Below are 20,860 nucleotides of genomic sequence, written 5' to 3' on the forward strand. Positions count from 1 at the left end.
GGCAGGAGCCTATCCAGCCCGGACCGCGCCGTCGGACGGGTCAGTCCAGCCGCGCGGGCCGGTCGATGACCCGCGACATGACGATGGCGGTGCGCGTCTTGTCCACGCGGGCGTTGACCCGGAACGACTCGACGATCCGCTCGACGTCGGACATCGAACCCGCCATGATCTGCACCAGCGCGTCGGCCTCCCCGGTGACGGTGTCGACCCGCACGACCTCCGGGATCGGTCCGAAGTCCCGCTCCAGCGCCGCCGGCGAGATGTTCCCGCGGCAGAAGATCTCGACGTAGGCCTCGATGCCCCAGCCGAGCTCCTCCGGCGCCACCCGGACCGTGAAGCCGGAGATCTCCCCGCGCGCCTGCATGCGGTCGACACGGCGCTTGACCGCCGTCGCCGACAGCCCGACGGCGTCCCCGATCTCGGCGAACGACGCCCGGCCGTCACGCAGCAGGATCGACACGATCTCGCGGTTGGTCTGGTCCATCCACTCCTCCTCGACGCAGGTTCGTTGCGCCCAGCGTACGGAACCGTGCGATATCCATCGTCCATGTGCAGGAAAAGTGCCGTTCGGGTTCACGTCTGTCCCCCTAGCCTCGCAGCATGACGTTGCTCACACCGCCTGTCGCCGAGTCGGAGCCGACCGGCACCGACCGCACGCCGACCGCCCGCCACTACCTCATGTGCCCGCCCGTCCACTTCGACGTCGTCTACGCGATCAACCCGTGGATGGACCTGTCCGTGCCGGTCGACGCCGGTCACGCCGTCGTGCAGTGGCAGGCCCTCAAGGACGCCTACGAGGCGCACGGCCACACCGTCGACGTCATCGAGCCCGAGCCCGGGCTGCCCGACATGGTCTACGCGGCCAACGGCGGCATCGTCGTGAACGGTCAGGCGCTCGCCGCGCGCTTCACCCACCCCGAGCGCCAGCCCGAGGGCGTGGCCTACGACGCCTGGTTGCGCGGCTCCGGCGCGCAGCACGGTCTGGTCGGGCTCGGGCAGGCCGCCGAGCAGAACGAGGGCGAGGGCGACCTCCTCTGGGACGGCGAGGTCATGCTCGCCGGCACCGGCTTCCGCACCTCCCGGGCCGCGCACGCCGAGGTCGCCGAGCGTCTCGGCGTCGACGTCGTCACCCTCGAGCTGGTCGACCCGCGCTTCTACCACCTCGACACGGCGCTGGCCGTCCTTACGACGGCGTCGGACGACGGCACGCGCCCGGAGGTCGCCTACTTCCCCGAGGCCTTCACCCCGGAGGCCCAGGCCGTGCTGCGCGAGCGCTACCCGGACGCGATCATCGCCACCGAGGCCGACGCGGAGGTGCTCGGCCTCAACGCCGTCAGCGACGGCAAGCACGTGTTCCTGTCCGACCGCGCCACCGGGATGCACGCCGCGCTGCGCGAGCGTGGCTTCACCCCGGTGGGCATCGACCTGTCCGAGCTCCTCAAGGGCGGCGGCTCCGTCAAGTGCTGCACCCTCGAGCTCCGTCCCGCCCCGGAGGTGCGCGCATGACCACCGTCGACCTGCTGGACGTCGCCGCCACCGCCCGCTGGGTCGCCGAGCGCGGCCCCGAGCGCATCATCAGCGAGCTCGCCGACGCCCTCGCCGAGGACTTCCGCCGCTGGCCCGAGCTCGACAAGCGTCCCCGGATCGCCTCGCACTCGCGCGACGGCGTCATCGAGCTCATGCCCGCGTCGGACGACGTCACCTACGGCTTCAAGTACGTCAACGGCCACCCGCTGAACCCGACGCGCGGCTACCAGACCGTCACCGCGTTCGGCGTGCTGTCCGAGGTGCACAACGGCTACCCGACGTTCCTGGCGGAGATGACGCTGCTCACCGCCCTGCGTACCGCGGCGACGTCGGCCCTGGCCGCGCGGACGCTGGCCCGCCCGGGCGCCCGGACGCACGCCCTGATCGGCACCGGGACGCAGGCGGAGTTCCAGGCGCTCGGGATGCGCGCCGCCCTCGGCGCCACGCAGGTCCGTGCCTGGGACGTGGACCCGGCGGCCCGCGAGAAGTTCGTCCGCAACGCCCGTGCCCTCGGGTTCGACGTGCACGAGGCGACCAGTGCCGAGGACGCCGTCGCGGGTGCCGACGTCGTCACCACCTGCACCGCCGACAAGCGCAACGCGACCGTCCTCACGGCCGCCATGCTGGCCACCGCCGCGCCGGGCGTGCACGTCAACGCGATCGGCGGCGACTGCCCGGGCAAGACGGAGCTCGACGCGAGCATCCTCACCGCGCCGGGGACCGCCGTCGTCACGGAGTACACCCCGCAGACCCGGATCGAGGGGGAGATCCAGCAGCTCGCCGACGACTTCGCCGTCACCGAGCTGTGGGAGATCCTCACCGGCCAGGCCTCGGGCCGGACCGACCCGGACCAGGTCACGGTGTTCGACTCCGTCGGTTTCGCCGTCGAGGACTGGACCACGCTGCGGTTCGTGCACGCCGCGCTGCGGTCGGACCCGGCCGGGCGCGAGCTGCTCCAGCAGGTCGACCTCATCGCCGAGCCGACCGACCCGAAGGACCTGTTCTCCCTCGTCGCGACCCCGCTGCTGCAGCCGCAGGGCTGACGGCGGGCCCCACCTCCCCGGTCCGTGCGGGCTCAGGTCCGCACGGGCCGGGCGGTGGCGACGTCGTCGACGACGTCGATGATCGCCAGGAGGTTGGCGATCAGCGCTCCGTACAGCGGCCAGTAGCGGCCGGACAGGTCCTCGTCGGACAGGTCGTCGGCCAGCTGCTGGACGTCCCGGCGCAACGGTGCGACGTCGACGTCGGGGTCGGCGACCCCCCGGCCGGTCTGGCTGAGCAGGTCGATGTACCGGTCGCGGAACCGCGGGTCCCAGTCGTGCGCCTCGCGGCTCGAGTCGCGCACCTGCCGCGCGATGCTCTGGGTCTGTGCCACACCCTCCTCCAGCCGCAGGAGCACCTCCGGGTAGGTGCCGATCTCCTCCCCGGGATGCACCCGTCGGCGGGGGTTCCACCGGCCGGCCTCGCGCGCGTGCCGCACGAGCGTCCACGCGTGGTCGACGTCGCGCTGGACGGAGCGGGTGCGCTCGATCCAGTCCTCCTCCTCCTGGGAGTCCCAGGACCGGTCCATCTGCACGGCCATGTCCTGCAACAGCTGCCCGAGGCGCTCGTCGGCGTCGTCGATCTGCCGCTGCGCGCTGGAGTCGTTGAGCGGCGGGAACACGATGAGGTTGACCAGCAGCGCGACGGCGACACCGATGGCGGTGTCGATCAACCGGTCCGGGAGCAGGGCGATCGCTCGTTGCTCGGACAGGTTGTACCCCGTGGTGATGACGAACAGCACGGTGGTCGCGACGTACATGCCCTCGTCCCTCAGCCAGGGCAGACGGCTCAGGCCGAGGCCCACCAGCAGCGCCAGGCCCAGCGACCACGCGGTCGCCTCGAAGGCGGAGACGACGACGAGGGAGATGAGGATGCCGGCGGCGACGGCGAGCACGGTCTGCGCGCCGCGTCGCAGCGTGCGGTCCACGGTGGGGTGCACCGTGAGCAGGGCGACCCAGGGTGCCAGGAACGCCTGTTCGAGCCCGAAGGCGAACTCGGCGAGACCCCAGGCGGCGGTCGCGGCGAACGCCGTCTTGACGAGCTGCAGGACGTCGGTCTGGTTCGCGGGCGACGTGAGCCAGTCGCTGACGCGCGACCAGGGGCGGGTCTTCTCGTGGCTGGGCATGGATCCAGTCAAACCGATCCCGGGCCGGAATTCCTGTGCACGGGCTTGCCAGCACCTGGTGCTGCGCTGCCATCATGTCCCTGACGTGCGCGGATGTCGGGCGCCGGGGCGACCGGCAGGGGGAGAGGGCGCGTGAGCGCGAGGAAGAACGCCGTCGAGCGGTCGTCGGGCGCCGTCGAGCGGGCGCGGCAGCTGCGCGCCGCGGCGGCCGCGGCCGGCCACGACGACGGCCCGGGCGCCGCCGGCACCGTCGACCCGGACGTCGTCCGGACGGCGCTGGCGACCCTGTCGCACGACGACCAGCGGCTGCTCGGGGACCGGTACGTCGCGGGCCGACGGCTCGAGGTCGTGGCCCGTGAGCTCGGGATCCCCGGTCGGTCGGCATCACGTCGGTTGGGGCACGCCGAGGACCGGTTCGCCCGGGCGCTGGCGGCAGCGCACGCCCGCGGCGGGTCGCGCCGCGCGTGCGTGGAGACGCGCCACGCCCTGCCCGGCTACGTCGGGCACCGGCTCGGTGGCGGACGTCGTCAGCTCCTCGAGGACCACCTGTTCGGCTGCAGCGGCTGCCTGCGCGCCTTCGTCGAGGTCCGCGGGGTGGCCTGGGCGCTGCAGGACGTCGCGCCCGCGCTGCGCGGTGCGCCGGTCCCCACCGTGCGGTCGTTGCCGGCCGTGCTGGGTGCCCCGCTCACCCCCGGCCCGCGCCGCGGGCTCCTCCCCGGGCCGGTACCGGCCGCGGTCGGGCGCACGGTGGCGGTCGCCGCGGCGGTCGGCGTCGTCGCGGTCGCGATCGCGGCGGGGACCCTGCTCGACGGCGGCGGTGCGCTCGACGGGACGTCGTTGCCGGTCCCGGCGGCGATGGAGAGCTCCTCCTCGGCGCCGGCACCCCAGGTCACGATGCTGCTGTCGCCGGACCCCTCCGCCTCGGCGCAGTCGCCCGGCGTGTCGCCGACCTCCTCGCCGTCGCCGTCGTCGTCGGCCTCGTCGGGTCCGGTGCCCGACCCGGACCCCACGCCCTCCGCCTCGACGTCCTCCCCGGGCGACGAGCCGACGTCGCAGGAGTCGTCCGCGTCGGTGCCGCCCGCCTCGACGCCGCCTCGCGGATCGTCGCCCGGGACGACGTCCGCACCGTCCCCGGAACCGACCCGGTCCGCGTCGTCGCCGTCGGCCCCGGTTCCGGCCTCCGAGCCCGTCACCACCACGGTGGCCCTCGACGTCTCGGGACGCGGGACGTCCCAGGTGGTCCCCACGGGAGGCGGCCAGATCGTCGACGTCTCACCGCGTGACGGCAACGTGCGGGTCCAGCGCGCCGCGGACGGCTCCTGGTCGGTGTCGACCCGCGGGTCCTCGACGGGTGTCCTGGACGTGCGGGTCACCGGGCCGGGCGGGTCCGCACCGGGCGCCCTCCTCGTGCCCGTGGACTGATGCGGACCGGGGCGGCCCCGCGTGATGCGGGACCGCCCCGGTCCGTGGTGTCGTCGCTGCGCTCAGCGGCGCAGGCCCTTGCCGGGCGGCTCGGGGGCGTTGCCCGGGCCGCCGCCCACCTCACCGTTGACGTCCTCCGTGCTCCACGCCAGCTGCTGGGCTGCGTGACCGATCGCCCGCGACATGATGTCGAGGGCCTCCATCGACACGTTGTCGATGTCGTCGGCGGGGGTGTGGTAGTTCGGGTCGAGCAGGATGCCGGCCGTCCCGCCGAACATGTCGACCTCTTCCTCGGTCTTGACGCCGTCCGCGCCGGTGAACAGGCCCGAGGCGGGGATGCCGACCTCGATGAACGCCTGGTAGTCGGAACGGCCCGAGAACGGGGAGTCGACCCACGGCTGGTCGATACCGTCGAAGTAGTCGGTGAAGATCGACTCCACCGCGACCGACCCGTCCGGCACGGTCACCGGGGCCTCGAACGTCGACTCGTTCGCGTCGTACACGCCGATCGTGTAGTTCGGCGAGCCGATCATGTCGAAGTTGAGGTAGGCCGAGATGTCCTCGAGCTCCTCCGGGCTGTTGACGTAGAGGTCCTCGATGTAGTGCCACGAGCCGAGCAGGCCGAGCTCCTCGGCGCCCCACCAGGCGAAGCGGACCTTGTTGTTCAGCGGGCCGCCCTTGGAGAGCTGGACGGCGGTCTCGAGGATCGCCGCGGAGCCGGAGCCGTTGTCGTTGATGCCGGCGCCCTCGTCCACGCTGTCGAGGTGGGCGCCGAGCATGACGACGTTGTCGTCACGGCCCGTGCGCGTCTCGGCGAGGACGTTGAAGGTCTCCTTGGTCTCGAGCGAGGTCTGCAGGTCGAAGAGCACCTCGAGGTCCGGGTTCGCCTCCCACGCCTGCAGGATGAGGTCGCCCTCGGCCTGCGTGACGCCGACGGTCGGTGCGAAGTTCGCGTCCGGGCCGCCGAGGGTGCCGTTGAGGGCGCCCGCGGCGTTGTTGTAGATGATGACGGCCTCGGCACCCGCCGCGGCCGCGTTGAGCGACTTGGCGGCGAACGTGCAGCCGCCGCGCGAGACGAGGGCGATCATGCCCGTGGCGTCGATGCCGCCCCAGTCGCCGGCCGCGCAGCCGGTGACGACCGACGGCTCCACCAGCATCCCCGTGACGCCGTCGTCCGGGGTCGAGGTGGAGTAGCTCATCGGACGGGGCTCGAGCTCGACGCCCGGCACCTCGACGGTGAGGTCGAGGACGCTGAACTGCTCGACCTCGAAGTACTGCCGTTCGGTCTCGTAGCCGGCCTTCTGCAGCACCGACTCGACGTAGGCGCCGGACGCCTCGTAGCCGGGGGTGCCCATGGCGCGGTTGCCACCGTTCTCGTCGGCGATCTCCTGGAAGGCCTCCAGGTGGTCCCAGACCCGTTCGCCGGTGACCTTCTTGGCCAGGTCGCGGCCCGGGATCTCGGGGGGTGCAGCGGTGGCGGGCGGCGCCAGGAGCGCCGCGCCGAGGAGCCCGGTCAGGGCCACGGACGCGACGGTTGGCGTGAGGAGCTTGTTGCGCACGAATCAACCTCCAGGTCGAGCACCCGGGGCCGGTCGGCCCCCTGTCCACCCGTGCACGACGCGCGGATGCGGGTGCGGTTGCCCGCGACACTAGAGCCTCAGGGTGATCTACGTCACTACCGACACGCGCTCAGATCCGCTCGAGCAGGACCATCACCTCGAAGTGGGAGGTCTGGGGGAACATGTCCAGCAGCACCGCCCGCCGCGGCCGCAGCGACGGCATCTCGGCCAGGTCGCGGGCGAGCGTGCTCGCGCGGCAGCTCGAGTACAGGACGTGCCGCACCGCCGCATCCTCGAGGCGGCGGGCCAGGTCGGCGCCGATGCCGCGCCGCGGCGGGTTCACCACGACCAGCTGCGGGTCGTTCCCGGTGCCGAGCGCGAAGTCCGTCGCATCGCCGGCGACGAACCGCACGTCCCGCACGGCGTCCCGCCACCAGGCCGCGTCGTGGTCGCCGACGACCGCGTCGGGAGGCAGGGTCGCGAGCTCGGTCGCCGTCGTGGTCGCCGAGGCGACGGCCTCCGCGGAGATCTCGATGCCGGTGACGGTCCGACCCGGCGCGGCGACGTGCAGCGCGAAGCCGCCGACCCCGCAGTACAGGTCCCACAGGGACGTCGGCCCGATCTCGTCGACCCAGGCGCGTGCCTGCCGGTACAGGGCCGCCGCGACGCCCGTGTTCGTCTGGAAGAAGCTCTGCGGTCGCAGGTGCAGGGTGATCCCGTCCACGCGCATCGGCAGCGTCGAGCGCTCGGTGAGCACGATCTCCTCGTCGCCCTCGAGCACGGCGGCGTGCGCGGGCTGGACGTTGACGCTCAGGACCGCCAGCCCGGGGAGCTGCTCGTGCAGCCACGGCAGGTGCTTGCGGATCCGGTCCACCGCCTCGGTGGAGCGCAGCACGAGCCGCACCATGAGCTCGCCGTCGGGCGACAGGGTGACCAGCACGTGCTTGAGCTCGCCACGCCGGGCGGCGTCCCGGGGGGTGACCCGTCGCCGGCGCGCGGCGCCGTCGGCGCCGGCGTCGGGCGGCGACAGGTCGTACGGCTGGATCCGGGCCCGCGTGACGAGTGCGGCGAGGGGGCCGAAGGAGGCCTGGAGCGCGGCGGGGTAGAGGCCGCAGTCGGTGAGGTCGACGCTCTGCCCGGCGTACGGTCCGGGGGGTCCTACGATCCCCAGCACCGGGTCGTCGACGGTGCCGGTGACCACCATCTTCGCCTTGTTGCGGAACCCGCTCTCCGGGCCGACGACGGGCGGCAGCCAGGTGACGTCGTCGTACCCCGCGAGCAGCTCGCGCACGTGCGACTCCTTGTCGCGGACCTGCTCGGGGCGCGGGATCTCGATGAGGGTGCACGACCGGCACCGGCCGGCGTCGTAGTGGGGGCACTGCACCGACCCATTGTCGCCCGGTTCAGGCGGGGAACTGCTCCGCGATCGCGCGCAGCCGGGCGACGTACGCCGCCTGGTCGACGTCGGGGATGTTCGTGCTCCGGGGGAGCAGCCCGACGGCGCCGTCGATGCCCTCACGGAGGATGTCGGCGTGGCCGGCGTGCCGTTGCAGGTCGGCGAGCACGTGCACGACGACCCGCTCGAGCGTGACGCCGCCACGGTCGCCCCACCAGGGCACGTGCCCCGGGGCGTCGAGCGGCAGCGACTCGATGGTCTCGTCGGCGAAGGCCGCGACGCGGCGGTAGAGGTCGAGGATCTGCTCCGCCGACTCGTCGGTGGTCGCGAAGAAGTCCCCGTTGGGCTCGGTGTCGAAGCGGGTGGTCCACGCGATCTCGTCCGGCGTCGGCCACGGCCGCCCGAAGACCTCCCCGAAATAGCCGACCTCCGTGCTGGCCGCGTGCTTGACCAGCCCGAGCAGGTTGGTGCCCGTGGTGGTGCGTGGCATCCGGAGCTCCCGCTCGGAGAGTCCTTCGGTCTTCCACACCAGGGCCTCGCGCGCGTCGTGCAGGTAGTGGAGCAGCATCTCCCGGGTGTCCATCGTGGTCACGGCGGTGTCCTTCCGGCGGTCAGAGGGTGAGCAGACCGCGGCGCGTGGCGACCGCGACGGCCTCGGCGCGACGCGACGCCCCGAGCTTGGCCAGGATGTTGGAGACGTGCACGCTGACCGTCTTGGTGGTGATGTAGAGGCGTTCGCCGATGAGGCGGTTGGACAGCCCCTCGGCGACCAGCGCGAGGACCTCCTCCTCCCGGTCGGTCAGCAGCCCGGTCTGGCGTCGCACGCCGGGCAGGGCCACCCGTGCGCGTCGGGCCCACGCGCGGGTCGCCTCGACGAGCGGCACCGCACCCATGGCCTCCGCCTCGTGCAGGGCCTCGGCGGTCTCCAGCTCCGCGGTGTCGCGCTCACCGGCGGCGAAGAGCGCCTGGGCCCAGCGCAGCCGCGAGCGGGCCACCTCGTAGCGGTAGCCGTAGGAGAACTCCTGCACGGTGGCCTCCCAGACCTCCGGGTCGGCGGGGTCGCCGCCCGTGGCCGCCACCAGCCGGGCGTGCTCGGCCTCCGCCCGCTGCAGCCACGCCCGCCCCTCGGGGCCGAGGACGCCCCCGCGCGGTCTGCCCCGCTCGGCCGTCCGCCGGGCGATCGTGCGCAGCTCGTCGCCGCGCCGCCGGCGCTCGGCCTGTGCCGCGTCGCCCCGACCGGCCGTGGCCTCCTCCGCCGCGCCGGCCAGGGCCGCCAGCGCGAGCGCGGAGATCCAGATCCGGCCGAGGAAGTACATGCTCCACACGGTGCCGAGCCGCTCGGCGACGTCGCCGGCCAGCTCCACCGCCTCGTCGTACCTCCCGGCCCAGGTCAGGGCGTCGACGCCGCAGCCACCGGCGATCAGCAGGACGAACCCGTCGATCTCACCGTCCTGGCGCAGCGCGGCGGCCCGGTCGAGGGCGTCCGCGTCGCCGCGGGCGACCGCCGCGTACAGCCCGGCGGCTGCCACGGTCGGAGCCGCCCCCGGGCCCGGTCCGCTCTCGCCCGCCCTCAGGTCGCCGCGCACGTAGCGCAGCAGCTCGGCGAGCTCCCGCATCGCCAGGCCGTAGGATCCGCGATCCGTGGCGGTCTCCCGGGCGCGGGCCAGCCCGGCGCGCAGCACGTCCTCGGCGGCGTCCAGCTGGCCCGCGTAGTACCGGGTCGAGACGAGGTTGAACCAGCAGCGCAGCTCGGTGCTCAGGCTGCCCGCCGCGACGGCGCGGTCCCGTGCCGCCTCGAGCAGCCGCGCCGCCTCGTCGGGATCGCCGACCTCCAGGACGGCGAGCGACGTCAGCGCGTCGGTCTCCGGCACCGGGTCGTCGACGGCGCGGGCGACCGCCACGGCACGTTCCAGGAACTCCCGTGCGACGTCGTCCTCGTCCCGGTTGAGCTCGATGCGGCCCCGGGTGGCGAGGGTGGCGGCGAGCTCCGCCGTCGGCTCCGCCCCGAGCGCCGTCAGGGCCAGGTCGGTCTGCCGGGCGGCCTCGTCGAGGTCGTCGAGCTCCAGCTGGTAGCGGGCGACGACGTGGCGCAGCGCGGCCTGCCGTCGCGGGCTGTCGTCGAGGGAGGTCACGGCGCCCTCGGCCAGCTGGACGGCGCGTGTCGGCCGCCCGTCGCGCGAGGCGGCCCCGGCCGCCTCCAGCGCCACGTCGACGCGGTCCGCCCCGATCAGCCCGGCGGCGTCCGGCACGGACTCCCACAACGACAGGACGTTCTCCAGGTGCCGCAGCTGCTCGCCGGGGGCCAGCAGCTCGCGGGCCCGGTCGGCCGCCTCCGCGGACGCCGCCAGCGCGGTCGGCAGGTCGTGCCCCTGCCGGGCGTGGTGGGCCCGTTCGGCGGCCGACCCCAGGTCGGGCCGCTCGGACAGGGTGGCGAGGTAGGTGCGATGGGTCGTGGCCCGTTCGCCCGGCAGCAGGTCGAGGGCCAGCGCCTCGGCCAGCAGGGCGTGACGGAAGGTGACGTGGACGCCCTCGACCGTGAGCACCTGCCGGGCGACGGCGTCGCGCAGCGCGGCCGTGGCCGCGCCGGGCCCGTCGAGCCCGGGGGTGCGCGCCGCCACCGCCAGCAGCAGGTCTTCGCGGACCTGGCGACCGGCGACCGAGGCGAGACGCACGAGCTGCTGCACGGTGGGGTCGAGGTGCTGCATCCGGGCGTGCAGCATGTCGGCGAGGGTCCACGGCAGGGTGCCGGGCGACGCGTCCGCGGCGAGCAGCTCCTCGGCGAAGAACGCGTTGCCCTCCGACCGGCGCAGCACCTCGGCGAAGTCTGCCTCGGGCAGCGGCTCGCCGTGCACGGCGGTGGTGAAGGTCCGCAGCTCGTCGGGGGTGAACGGGTCGAGCTCGACGTGCTCGACCGGCTGCATGCGGTGCAGCTCGGCGAGCAGCGGGCGCAACGGGTGCCGGCGGTCGACGTCGTCGCTGCGGTAGGTGAGCACGAGCAGCAGGTGCTCGGTCCGCATCCGGGCGACGAGGAACCGGAGCACGTCCCGCGTGGAGGGGTCGGCCCAGTGCAGGTCCTCGACGACCAGCACCAGCGGTGCGCCCGGGCGGCCGGCGATCGCGAGCGCGCTCGCGATCCCGTCCAGCAGCGGGAGCCGCTCGGCCTGGTCGTCGCGACCGGACAACGGCGGCTCGTCGTCACCGGGCCCGAGCAGGCGGGCCAGCGCGGGCCGCCCGGCGATCAGCCGCGCCACGCGGCCGGCCACGTCGTCGTCGGACGCGGCGGGGGCCCGGAGCAGGCCGAGCGCCTCGGTGAAGGGCAGGTAGGGGATGCCGATCTCGCCGAGGTCGACGCAGTGCGCCACCACCACGTGCCCACCGGCACGGTCCGCCGTCGCGGCGAGGTCCGTGACCAGGCGCGTCTTGCCGACGCCGGCATCGCCGGAGACGACCAGCACGCCCGGCCGTCCGACGGCCGCGCGGTCGTAGGCACGGCGGAACCCGGCGACCTGTGACTCCCGGCCGACCAGAGGAACCTGCGACGAGCGCCTCACCTCCATATCGTCCCACCCGCCCCCGACATCTCGGACATGGTCGTCGACGGCCCCCGGCCCTGCCGCGGTCACGCCGGCTGGTGGTGGTGTGCCCCGGCACGGACCCGGACCGGTCGTGCCTCAGGGCCCCGGGTGGCCCGCCGGGTGCGCCACCGATCCCACCAGGTCGGGGCGTGGTAGGCCTGCGCGGCGCGTTCGCGCCGGTAGGCGAGCTCGGCCTCCAGGGCCGGACCGAACAGCTGGGACATGATCTCGCTCCTCGTCGTGCGTCGTCCTGACACCCCCGACGGTGCCCCTGAGGTGCCCGGGGGCGGATCGTCCGAACGACCGGTCCTGCCGCTCTCCGGGCACCTCAGACGTCCCGCCTCACCGCCTGAGGTACCCGGGGATGTCGAGAACCGTCCGGTGGCTCCGTCCCCCGGGTGTCGGCACGATCGACGAAGGACCCCTGACGAAGGAGACGACCATGACGAAGTACCTGATGCTCAAGCACTACCGCGGCGGCCCGGAGCAGCGGCCGAACGCGGTGCAGCCGATGGACCGCTGGACGCCGCAGGAGGTGTCCGACCACATCGCGTTCATGGACCACGTCATCGACGTCCTCACCGAGCGTGGTGAGTTCGTCGACGCCCAGGCGCTGTCCCCGGAGGGCACGTTCGTGCGGTTCGACGGCGAGGGGCGCCCGCCCGTCACCGACGGACCGTTCGCCGAGACCAAGGACGTGATCGCCGGGTGGATGATCATCGACGTCGACTCGACCGAGCGGGCGCACGAGGCGGCGGCGTTCCTGTCGTCGGCGCCCGGACCCGGTGGGCTGCCGCTGGAGGAGTGGATCGAGGTGCGCCCGTTACTGCAGGACGCGCCGGCCGGGGCGGAGTGACCGGCCCGGGCGACGGAGCGGCCGCGGACCGGACGGACGTGGCCGGGCTCCTGCGCGAGCTCGGCCCGCCGGTCCTCGGCGCGCTCGTGCGGCGCGGCGCGGACTTCGCCACCGCGGAGGACAGCGTCCAGGAGGCGCTGGTCGAGGCCGCACGTCGCTGGCCCGCCGACCTCCCGGCCGACCCGCGCGCCTGGCTCGTCACCGTGGCCTGGCGCCGGTTCCTCGACGCCCGGCGCGCGGACGAGGCCCGACGACGGCGCGAGGAGCAGGTGACGGCCGCCCCGGGACAGGGCCCGACCGAGCAGGACGACGACACGCTGCTGCTGCTGAGCCGGTGCTGCCACCCGTCGCTGAGCCCGGCCTCGGCCGTGGCGCTGACGCTGCGCGCGGTCGGCGGGCTGACGACGGCGCAGGTGGCGCGGGCGTACATGGTCCCGGAAGCCACGATGGCCCAGCGGATCAGCCGTGCGAAGCGCACCGTCGCCGGCGAGGCGTTCGACCGGCCAGGTGATGTACAGAACGTCCTGCGCGTGCTGTACGTGATGTTCACCGAGGGGCACACGGGCGAGGTGGACCTGGCCAGGGAGGCCGTCCGGCTGACGCGGCAGCTCGCCGTCGCCACGGCCGACCCGGAGGTCGCCGGCCTGCTCGCCCTCATGCTGCTCACCGACGCGCGTCGCGCGGCCCGGTGGACGCGGCGTGGCGAGCTGGTGCCGCTCGCCGAGCAGGACCGCTCGGCCTGGGACACCGCGGCGATCGCCGAGGGGGTGCGGCTGCTGCAGGCCGCGCTCGCCCGGGACCGCCTGGGGGAGTACCAGGTGCAGGCGGCCATCCAGGCGCTGCACGACGACGCGGCGACCGCCGCGGAGACCGACTGGATGCAGATCCTCGAGTGGTACGACGAGCTCGTGGCGCTCGCGGACTCCCCGGTGGTGCGCCTCAACCGGGCGGTCGCCGTCGGGCACGCCGACGGTCCACCCGCCGGGCTCCGGGCTCTCGACGCCGTCGCCCCGGACGTGCCACGACGGGTCGCCGTCGAGGCGTACCTGCACGAGCTCGCCGGTGCGCGGGTGCTGGCGGCGGACCTGTACGCACGGGCTGCCGGGACGGCCACGTCCGTGCCGGAGCGGCACCACCTGCTGCGTCGGGCAGCAGCGTTGCGGAACGCCCCCGAGGACCGCGCGGTCGCGCCGCCGGTGGAGGATAGGTATACCTAAGTGCTGCGCTATCGTGGAGGGGTCCCGACACGTCGTCACCATCCGTCCCGGTGGAGGTCCCATGCCCGTCGTCGCCCCGGAGCGCACCCTCTCCGCCCTGCTGCGCGACGGCACGCGCGAGGAGCACGAGCGGGCCGAGAGCGAAGGCTTCGTCTCCCTGCTCCTGGGTGGTCGGCTCGACGTGGACGCCTACGCCGACCTGGCCGCCCAGCAGCACGCCGTGTACACCGCCCTGGAGCAGGTGGGCGAGACCGTGCGCCAGGATCGGCGCGGCACGGGCCTGGTGTTCGACGAGCTGAGGCGCGTCCCGGCCATCGAACGCGACCTGGCGTTCCTGCGCGGACCGGCCTGGCGGGACGAGATCCGGGTGCTGCCGGCCACCGCGACCTACGTCGCCCGGCTGCACGACGTCGGGACCCGGGTGCCGGAGTACGCCGCCCACGCCTACACCCGCTACCTGGGCGACCTCTCGGGCGGGCAGATCGTGCAGCGGATGATGCAGCGCCACTACGGCATGGGGGCCGACGGCCTGGAGTTCTACGACTTCCCCGCGATCCCGCGGCTCAAGCCGTTCAAGGACCTGTACCGGGCCCGGCTCGACGACCTCGCGCTGACCCCTGACGAGACGGCGACGGCCGTCGCGGAGGCCCAGGAGGCGTTCCGCCTCAACCGCGCCGTGTTCGTCGAGCTCGGCGACGCGCACCCGGCGCCCTGACGTCGCCCGTCCGCACCGTTAGGGTGCCCGGCATGGCCGTCGTCCTCGCCCGCTACAGCGCTGCCGTGCTCGTGTGCGGTGCCGCGGTGCTCCTGTTCGCCGTGCATGTGCGCCCGCTCGGCTACGTGCCGCTGCTGGCCGGGGTCGTCCTCGGGTTCGTGGTCGACCGCCTCCTCGGGCGGGACCTGGCGCTCATCGCGCTCGGCATGACGATCGTCTCGTCGATCTCGTTGCAGGCGGACCTGTCCGACGCCGGCATGGCCCGGTTCACGGTCGCGCTGTCGCTGGCGGTCCTGGTGCCCTGGGCGCTGTCCCGCTACGTGTTCCGCGACGACGACGGCAAGGGGGCGGTGCAGTTCCCCGTCCTCACCGGGCGCCGGTGGACCCGCGGGCAGTGGCTGTACCTGGTGGTCGTGGTCGTCGTCGGCTACCTCGTGCTGCCCTGGTACTTCCTGTCCTCCGGGGCGTACCTGAACTGGCCGCCGCTCGAGGAGGACGGTGCGATCGGGAGGCTGTTCGTCGGCGTCAACGCGGTCGGCATCTGGGACGAGCTGTTCTTCATCTGCACGGTGTTCGCGCTGCTGCGCCGTCACTTCCCGCTGCAGGCGGCCAACCTGCTCCAGGCCACGGTGTTCGTGTCGTTCCTGTGGGAGCTCGGCTACCGCGAGTGGGGGCCGCTGCTGACGATCCCGTTCGCGCTGGTGCAGGGCTGGATCTTCGCCCGGTACAAGTCGTTGCCGTACGTGGTCACCGTGCACCTGCTCTTCGACGCGGTCGTCTTCGCGGTGCTGGTCCACGGCCACCACCCGGAGCTGTTCGACATCTTCGTGACGGCTCCCTGACCCGCCACGAACCCGACGGAGATCGCCTGGTTCGACCGGGGCCCGCTGTCCGCCGAGCGGTTGATCCTCGGCGGGTCGTGGTCGGCGCACTACGACAACGGGTACGCCTTCTCGAACGACATCCCGCAGGGCTTCGACGGCCTGGAGATCGACGACGCGGCCGGTGTCGGCAAGCAGCAGCCGAACACCTACCGTGAGCTCTACCAGCGTGCGTGGTCAGCGTCGGCGCCGGAGCCGCGACTCGACGAGCGGGACGGCGACCGCCACCAGGGTCAAGGCGGCGCCGACGTACATGGCCGCACCGGGAGCCGCGGCCCCGGGGACGAGGACGTCGAGCAGGAGCGCGCCGACGACCTGCCCGGCGATGAGCCCCAGACCGAGCAGCAGCACGCCGATGCGGTGTACCACGGCTGCCTGGATCGCGATGAACACGATGCCGAGTAGCCCGCCGGAGTACAGCACGAGGTCCAGGGGCCAGCGCGTCGGCAGCGCGCCCTCCGGCCACCCGCCCACCAGCACCGACACGGCGAAGGCGACCACCAGCGCCGTCGTGCCGACGAGGAAGTTCATGAACGTCGCCGCCGCCACCCCGGGGAACGTGGACGACGGCGGTGCCCCCGGTGCGGCCGCCGGGACGGCCGCACCCCGCACCCGCCCGTTCATCGCCTGCTGCCAGGCCTGGAAGATCCCGGCGAGCAGCGGGATCACGGCCAGCCACACATCCTCGACGCGGTCCACCGACCCGGACACGGCGACCGCGACGGCGACCACGGTCAGCGCCGGGCCGACGGCGCGGCCCACGGTGACCAGCCGGACCCCGCCCGGGGCGAGCCCGAGCCGGTCCACGACCAGCGAGCTCACGGACTGCCCGGCCACGATCGCCACCATGAACAGCGCGACGCCGAGGGAGGAGACGGTCAGGCCCTGGGCCGCGACGTAGAACCCGCCGCCGAGTCCGCCCAGCACCTCCCAGGGGCGGAGCCCCCCGGTGCGCAGGGCGGTGCGGACGTGACCGAGGGCGGTGCGCGCCGCGGGCCAGCACAGCACCGCGACCGTCAGCCAGAGCAGCCCCGAGCCGAAGGAGACGACGGCCGCCCCGAAACCGCTGCCGACCTCGGTGGCCAGGGTCCCGTTGACCCGGGACTGCGTGGCGGCCGCCAGACCGCCCAGCACGGCGGCCGCGACGCCGGCGACGGTGCCGACGTTGCGCACCGGGGCAGGGGTGGTCACCCGCGGAGTGTACGGCGCGGGGTGCGGAACGCCCGAGCGCGGCGTGGCAGGATGCCGGGCGTGACGACCGACATCGGCGCCCGGCACGCCCGGACCGCCGAGCTGACCACCGTGACCGGCGGTGGGCACGGGCACGGTCACGGAGGCCCGGCCCCGCCCGCCCCGCTGCGGACACGGGTCGTGCTCGCGCTCCTGGTCCTTCCGGCCCTCGTTGCCACCGCCCTGGGGCTGTGGCAGCTGTGGCCCTCGGCCGCCGACGTGCCCGACCGGGTGCCCGTCGTCGTCGAGGGCAGCGAGCTGGTGTCCGCGACCGTCGTCGGCCCGCTCGAGGGCGAGGCCGCCGGTGACGCCTCCTGGCCGACCACGGAGGACTCGACCACCGGCAACGTCGCGATCCGGCTGCCCGACGGGACCACCTCCGGGATGCAGGCGGAACCACGGTTCGCGCTCGAACCCGGCGACGCCGTCGTGGCGCTGTACATCGGCGACTTCGCCGAGACCCCCGTCCCCTACGTCTTCATGGACTACGAGCGGGAGGTCCCGTTCGCGCTCCTGGCGGCCGCGTACGTGCTGGTCGTGCTGCTCGTGGCCCGGTGGCGGGGCCTGGCGGCGCTCGCGGGGCTCGCGGTGGCCTTCGGCGTCTTCGTGACCTTCACCTTCCCCGCGCTGCTCTCCGGGGAGAACGCGCTGGGCGTGGCGCTGGTGACCTCGTCGGCGGTGATGCTGGCCGTGCTCTACCTGGCCCACGGCCTGACGGCGCGCACCACCGTCGCGCTGCTCGGGACCCTGGCAGGTCTGGCCCTGACCGCCGGGATCGGAGCGTGGGCCACCGGCGCCGCACAGATCACGGGGGCCTCGGAGGAGGTCGCGCAGAACCTGCCCGTCATCGCCCCCGGGGTGGACCTGCGCGGCATCGCGCTCTGCGGTCTCGTGCTGGCGGGCATGGGTGTGCTCAACGACGTGACGATCACGCAGGCGTCGGCCGTCTGGGAGCTGCGGGCGCTGGCCCCGTCGGCCCCGCGACGGGCCCTGTTCGCCCGGGCGATGCGGATCGGGCGCGACCACATCGCCTCGACCGTCTACACGATCGCGTTCGCCTACGTCGGTGCCGCCCTGCCCCTGCTGCTGACGGTGTGGCTGCTGGACCAGACGCCGTTGACGACGCTGACCTCGGGGGAGATCGCCGAGGAGGTCGTGCGCACCCTGGTGGGGTCGATCGGCCTGGTGCTGGCGATCCCGATCACGACGGCGATCGCCGCCGTCACGGTCCCGACCGGCCGTGCCCTGGCGACGGGTGGCGAGGTCGGCCACGATGGGTCGCACCCGACATCGGAGGGCGCCGTGCCGAGCCGACCAGATCCCGGGGCTGAGCAGCCGTGACCGGCGACGTCGACCCCGACGCGCCGCACGAGGGCTTCTTCCCGCGCCGGCCGCAGCCCGTGGCGCCCGACGACCCCCGGTTCGACCCGCACTCCCGCTGGGTCGACCGGTTCGGCCTGCTCCTCGCCCTGAGCGCCCTGACGGTCGTGCTGCTGTCGCTCGTGGACATCCGGTCGGCCCCGGGAGGCGAGCTGGGACCGGCCCTGGCGGGGCTCGCGACGACGGTGACGGTGGGAGCGACCTTCGTGCTGGCCCTGCGGGCGGCCGGCCTGCGTGCGCGGCCGCGGCGGTGGCTCTACCTGGTGCTCGGCCTGCTGTTCGTGCTGTCCCTGACGATCGTGCTGGTGCTGAACACCCCCGACACCCTGACGTCGGTGCCTCCGCTGCTGGCGATCATCGCCGCGATGGCCCCGGTGCTGGTCGTGCGTCGCCTGCTCTACCACCGGGTCGTCTCCCTGGCCACGGTGCTCGGGGCCGTCTCGGCGTACGTGCTGATCGCCGTCGCGTACTACTACGCGTTCATCACCGCCGACGCGGTCTCCTCGACGCCGTTCTTCGGGCAGGAGGAGCCGAGCACGGCGTTCATGTACTTCTCGCTGACGACGATCACGACGCTCGGGTACGGGGACCTCGCCGCGGAGAACGCGGCGGGCCGGCTGCTGGCCACCAGCGAGGCCGTCATCGGTCAGGTCTACCTGGTGGTCTTCGTGGCCATGATCGTCAGCCTCGCCGCCAACCGCGTGCAGCACCGACGCGGCTGAGGTGGCCTCGGCGGCCGGGGCCCCGCTGCCCGGCGTGCCTCCGTCGCGCGGGGGAGGCGCCCGGGCGGCGCTCCTCCGTACGCTGGACGGATGCCGCGCCTGCGCCCTACCGAGCTGATCGCCGAGTGGTTCGGTCTCGACGCCGACTTCGAACGCACCCCGACCGACCCGGTCCTGTCGCGCCGGCACGACGTGTGGCTCGGTCTCGCCCTCGTCGTGCTGGCCGTGGGCGGCTCCGAGCTGGCGCGCTCGGCCGGGATCATCGAGGCGGGGACGCCCGCGTGGCTCGTGGCCGTGCTGTCGGCGGCCGGGGCGCTGCCCCTCGTCGTGCGCCGCCGGTATCCCCTGACGGTCCTCGTGGTCGTCTACGCGCACTTCCTGGTGGTGGGCCTCACGGTCCCGACGATCCCGATGACGGTGGTGCTCCAGGCGGTCTACTTCGTCGCGCTGTACTCGGCCGTCGCCTGGGCGCGGGACCGCCAGGCGATGGTGGTCGTCGTCGGGGTCTGCCTGTTGGCGATGTTCACCTGGCTCCTGTGGGAGATCGCCGTGGGCTCGGGACTGCAGCAGGCCGCCGAGTCGCAGGGACTCCTCGACGAGCCGCCCGGCTCCGTCGACCCGATCGTCGCCATGGTCGCCAACGTGTGGCTGATCAACATCGCGTACTTCCTCGGTGCGATCGCGATCGGCCAGGTGTCCTGGAACGCCGCGCGGCGTCGCCGCCAGCTCGGCGAGCAGACCGCCACGATCGAACGGCAGTCCGCCGAGCTGCAGCGGCGCGCCGTCGTCTCGGACCGGCTGCGCATCGCCCGGGAGCTGCACGACGTCGTCGCCCACCACGTCTCGGTCATCGGCATCCAGGCCGCGGCGGCCCGCCGGCTGCTGGCGAAGGGCGACACCGCCGCGCAGGACCCCGGGGTGCCGCTGGCGGTGATCGAGTCCGCCTCCCGGGAGGCGGTGACCCAGATGCGGGGGCTCGTGGGGACCCTGCGGGACACCGGCACCGACGCGGCCGGTGCCGACGACACCGGCGGGCGCTCGCCCGGGCCGGGGCTGCCGGACATCCCCGCGCTGGCCGCCGCCGAGGACGGGCTGGACGTCGCCTACGCGCTGGTCGCGGAACCCTCCGGGGCGGAGGCCGACGTCCCCGCCCCGCTGGCGTTGAGTCTCTACCGGACGGTCCAGGAGGGACTGGCCAACGTGCGCAAGCACTCGACGGCCCGCAGGGCGTCCGTCACGGTCCGGGTGGACCGCCGGGACGGCGGCGGGCCCGGTGCCTCGGCGGGCTTCGCGGAGGTCGAGGTGCTCGACGACGGTCGCGCACGGCCGGGGTCGTCCGGCACGGGGCTGGGGCTCGTCGGGCTCCGGGAGCGCGTCGCCGCCCACCACGGAGTGGCCGAGATCGGCCCGCGGGTGACCGGCGGCTACCGGGTGCGCGTGCGGCTCCCCCTCCCGGAGGACGCGTCGTGACCTCGGTGCTGCTCGTGGACGACCAGCGGCTGGTGCGGTCGGGGTTCCGGCTCATCCTGGCGCTCGAGGACGACCTGGACGTCGTCGGGGAGGCGGGGGACGGCGTCGACGCCGTGGCGGCGGCCCGCGAGCTGCGTCCCGACGTCGTGCTCATGGACGTCCAGATGCCGGTGATGGACGGGATCGAGGCGACCCGCCGGATCGTCGCGGAGGACCTGTCCCGCGTGCTGGTGCTCACGACGTTCGACGACGACGCCTACGTCTTCGACGCCCTGGCCGCCGGTGCGTCGGGGTTCCTGCTCAAGAACGCCGACGCCGACCACCTCGTGGAGGCCGTGCGCACCGTCGCCGACGGCCACGGGCTGCTGTCGCCGCAGGTGACACGGCGGGTCGTGGAGCGGATGGTGGCCCGGGGCACCGCCGGTCCGGTGCAGGCACCGGCCGTCCGGGACGCCGTCACGCCGCCGTCGGCCCCGGGTCTGGACCGGTTGACGGCCCGGGAGCACGAGGTGCTGGTGCAGGTGGGGCGCGGGCTGTCCAACGCGGAGATCGCCGCCGAGCTGTACCTGGGCGAGGCGACCGTCAAGACCCACGTGTCCAACGTGCTGTCCAAGCTCCACCTGCGCGACCGGGTCCAGGCGGTCGTCTACGTCCACCGGCACGGTCTGCAGGACGGGCCGGATCCGGCGTAGTGGACGGTCAGCCATCAGCCGGTGATGCCTGACCTTCCGCGTCGTCGCCGA

At 74.0% G+C, this 20,860-nt stretch carries 19 protein-coding genes; 11 read left to right on the forward strand and 8 right to left on the reverse strand.

Translation table 11 applies throughout. From position 1 onward, the window contains the following. Positions 1-40: 40 nt before the first annotated feature. Complete coding sequence (locus Q6350_RS05260; RefSeq protein WP_171246233.1) at positions 41-484, reverse strand: Lrp/AsnC family transcriptional regulator; 444 nt, start codon at positions 482-484, stop codon at positions 41-43. Positions 485-600: 116 nt separating this feature from the next. On the opposite strand from Q6350_RS05260, the gene ddaH reads away from it, so the two are divergent. Further along, the gene (gene ddaH / locus Q6350_RS05265; RefSeq protein ID WP_305065647.1) at positions 601-1,506 is read left to right on the forward strand and encodes a dimethylargininase; all 906 of its coding nucleotides are present in this window, start codon (positions 601-603) and stop codon (positions 1,504-1,506) included. Next, the gene (locus Q6350_RS05270; RefSeq protein WP_305065649.1) at positions 1,503-2,570 is read left to right on the forward strand and encodes an ornithine cyclodeaminase; all 1,068 of its coding nucleotides are present in this window, start codon (positions 1,503-1,505) and stop codon (positions 2,568-2,570) included. The genes ddaH and Q6350_RS05270 overlap by 4 nt, the downstream gene beginning before the upstream one ends. 32 nt (positions 2,571-2,602) lie before the next feature. Here Q6350_RS05270 and Q6350_RS05275 read toward each other — a convergent pair whose 3' ends face one another. Next, the gene (locus tag Q6350_RS05275; protein ID WP_305065651.1) at positions 2,603-3,694 is read right to left on the reverse strand and encodes an aromatic acid exporter family protein; all 1,092 of its coding nucleotides are present in this window, start codon (positions 3,692-3,694) and stop codon (positions 2,603-2,605) included. Between the two features lie 132 nt (positions 3,695-3,826). On the opposite strand from Q6350_RS05275, the gene Q6350_RS05280 reads away from it, so the two are divergent. Continuing rightward, entirely contained in the window at positions 3,827-5,116 is a 1,290-nt protein-coding gene (locus Q6350_RS05280) for a zf-HC2 domain-containing protein (protein ID WP_305065652.1), read from the forward strand. A gap of 62 nt (positions 5,117-5,178) precedes the next feature. On the opposite strand, the gene Q6350_RS05285 is transcribed toward Q6350_RS05280, so the two are convergent. The 5 genes from Q6350_RS05285 to Q6350_RS05305 all read right to left on the reverse strand — a co-directional run bounded on the left by Q6350_RS05285 (position 5,179) and on the right by Q6350_RS05305 (position 11,870). Continuing rightward, positions 5,179-6,675 carry a M20/M25/M40 family metallo-hydrolase gene (locus tag Q6350_RS05285; RefSeq protein ID WP_305065654.1) on the reverse strand — a complete coding sequence of 499 codons (1,497 nt, stop codon included), beginning with the start codon at positions 6,673-6,675 and terminating at the stop codon, positions 5,179-5,181. Positions 6,676-6,805: 130 nt separating this feature from the next. Continuing rightward, positions 6,806-8,059, reverse strand: coding sequence for a 23S rRNA (uracil(747)-C(5))-methyltransferase RlmC (gene rlmC, locus Q6350_RS05290; RefSeq protein ID WP_305065656.1), 1,254 nt, complete (start codon positions 8,057-8,059; stop codon positions 6,806-6,808). A gap of 19 nt (positions 8,060-8,078) precedes the next feature. Next, positions 8,079-8,654 carry a DinB family protein gene (locus tag Q6350_RS05295; RefSeq protein WP_305065746.1) on the reverse strand — a complete coding sequence of 192 codons (576 nt, stop codon included), beginning with the start codon at positions 8,652-8,654 and terminating at the stop codon, positions 8,079-8,081. Positions 8,655-8,682: 28 nt separating this feature from the next. Further along, positions 8,683-11,628, reverse strand: a complete 2,946-nt coding sequence (locus Q6350_RS05300) for an AAA family ATPase (RefSeq protein ID WP_305065658.1) — start codon at positions 11,626-11,628, stop codon at positions 8,683-8,685. 62 nt (positions 11,629-11,690) lie between these two features. Beyond that, positions 11,691-11,870 carry a hypothetical protein gene (locus tag Q6350_RS05305; protein ID WP_305065660.1) on the reverse strand — a complete coding sequence of 60 codons (180 nt, stop codon included), beginning with the start codon at positions 11,868-11,870 and terminating at the stop codon, positions 11,691-11,693. A 218-nt stretch (positions 11,871-12,088) separates the two neighbouring features. Between Q6350_RS05305 and Q6350_RS05310 the strand changes: the two genes are divergently transcribed. From Q6350_RS05310 to Q6350_RS05325, 4 genes are all read left to right on the forward strand, one after another. Further along, positions 12,089-12,502, forward strand: coding sequence for a YciI family protein (locus tag Q6350_RS05310; protein ID WP_305065662.1), 414 nt, complete (start codon positions 12,089-12,091; stop codon positions 12,500-12,502). Positions 12,503-12,540: 38 nt separating this feature from the next. Further along, entirely contained in the window at positions 12,541-13,719 is a 1,179-nt protein-coding gene (locus tag Q6350_RS05315; RefSeq protein ID WP_305065664.1) for an RNA polymerase sigma factor, read from the forward strand. A 61-nt stretch (positions 13,720-13,780) separates the two neighbouring features. Beyond that, complete coding sequence (locus tag Q6350_RS05320; RefSeq protein ID WP_305065666.1) at positions 13,781-14,434, forward strand: heme oxygenase (biliverdin-producing); 654 nt, start codon at positions 13,781-13,783, stop codon at positions 14,432-14,434. A 32-nt stretch (positions 14,435-14,466) separates the two neighbouring features. Continuing rightward, positions 14,467-15,276, forward strand: a complete 810-nt coding sequence (locus tag Q6350_RS05325; protein WP_305065668.1) for a type II CAAX prenyl endopeptidase Rce1 family protein — start codon at positions 14,467-14,469, stop codon at positions 15,274-15,276. Positions 15,277-15,492: 216 nt separating this feature from the next. On the opposite strand, the gene Q6350_RS05330 is transcribed toward Q6350_RS05325, so the two are convergent. Then, on the reverse strand, positions 15,493-16,506 hold the full coding sequence (locus tag Q6350_RS05330; RefSeq protein WP_304604721.1) for a DMT family transporter: 1,014 nt from the start codon (positions 16,504-16,506) through the stop codon (positions 15,493-15,495). A 60-nt stretch (positions 16,507-16,566) separates the two neighbouring features. Here Q6350_RS05330 and Q6350_RS05335 point away from each other — a divergent pair, with 60 nt between their 5' ends. The 4 genes from Q6350_RS05335 (at position 16,567) to Q6350_RS05350 (ending at position 20,809) form a co-directional block, all read left to right on the forward strand. Continuing rightward, positions 16,567-17,886, forward strand: coding sequence for a YibE/F family protein (locus tag Q6350_RS05335; RefSeq protein WP_304604720.1), 1,320 nt, complete (start codon positions 16,567-16,569; stop codon positions 17,884-17,886). Then, positions 17,883-18,647 carry a potassium channel family protein gene (locus Q6350_RS05340; protein ID WP_304604719.1) on the forward strand — a complete coding sequence of 255 codons (765 nt, stop codon included), beginning with the start codon at positions 17,883-17,885 and terminating at the stop codon, positions 18,645-18,647. Before Q6350_RS05335 ends, Q6350_RS05340 begins: the two co-directional genes overlap by 4 nt. A gap of 90 nt (positions 18,648-18,737) precedes the next feature. Then, entirely contained in the window at positions 18,738-20,117 is a 1,380-nt protein-coding gene (locus Q6350_RS05345) for a sensor histidine kinase (protein ID WP_305065672.1), read from the forward strand. Then, positions 20,114-20,809, forward strand: a complete 696-nt coding sequence (locus tag Q6350_RS05350) for a response regulator transcription factor (RefSeq protein WP_305065673.1) — start codon at positions 20,114-20,116, stop codon at positions 20,807-20,809. Before Q6350_RS05345 ends, Q6350_RS05350 begins: the two co-directional genes overlap by 4 nt. The last annotated feature ends 51 nt before the right edge of the window (positions 20,810-20,860 follow it).

Source organism: Isoptericola sp. b515 (genome assembly GCF_030588125.1).
GTDB lineage: Bacteria > Actinomycetota > Actinomycetes > Actinomycetales > Cellulomonadaceae > Isoptericola > Isoptericola sediminis.

Excerpts from the sequence above, each read along its gene's own strand:
- Q6350_RS05305 (WP_305065660.1), bottom strand. The coding sequence starts at position 11,870 with ATGTCCCAGCTGTTCGGTCCGGCCCTGGAGGCCGAGCTCGCCTACCGG.
- Q6350_RS05310 (WP_305065662.1), top strand. The coding sequence starts at position 12,089 with ATGACGAAGTACCTGATGCTCAAGCACTACCGCGGCGGCCCGGAGCAG.
- Q6350_RS05275 (WP_305065651.1), bottom strand. The coding sequence starts at position 3,694 with ATGCCCAGCCACGAGAAGACCCGCCCCTGGTCGCGCGTCAGCGACTGG.
- Q6350_RS05260 (WP_171246233.1), bottom strand. The coding sequence starts at position 484 with ATGGACCAGACCAACCGCGAGATCGTGTCGATCCTGCTGCGTGACGGC.
- Q6350_RS05345 (WP_305065672.1), top strand. The coding sequence starts at position 18,738 with ATGCCGCGCCTGCGCCCTACCGAGCTGATCGCCGAGTGGTTCGGTCTC.
- Q6350_RS05320 (WP_305065666.1), top strand. The coding sequence starts at position 13,781 with ATGCCCGTCGTCGCCCCGGAGCGCACCCTCTCCGCCCTGCTGCGCGAC.
- Q6350_RS05325 (WP_305065668.1), top strand. The coding sequence starts at position 14,467 with ATGGCCGTCGTCCTCGCCCGCTACAGCGCTGCCGTGCTCGTGTGCGGT.
- ddaH (WP_305065647.1), top strand. The coding sequence starts at position 601 with ATGACGTTGCTCACACCGCCTGTCGCCGAGTCGGAGCCGACCGGCACC.
- Q6350_RS05295 (WP_305065746.1), bottom strand. The coding sequence starts at position 8,654 with ATGGACACCCGGGAGATGCTGCTCCACTACCTGCACGACGCGCGCGAG.
- Q6350_RS05270 (WP_305065649.1), top strand. The coding sequence starts at position 1,503 with ATGACCACCGTCGACCTGCTGGACGTCGCCGCCACCGCCCGCTGGGTC.
- Q6350_RS05300 (WP_305065658.1), bottom strand. The coding sequence starts at position 11,628 with ATGGAGGTGAGGCGCTCGTCGCAGGTTCCTCTGGTCGGCCGGGAGTCA.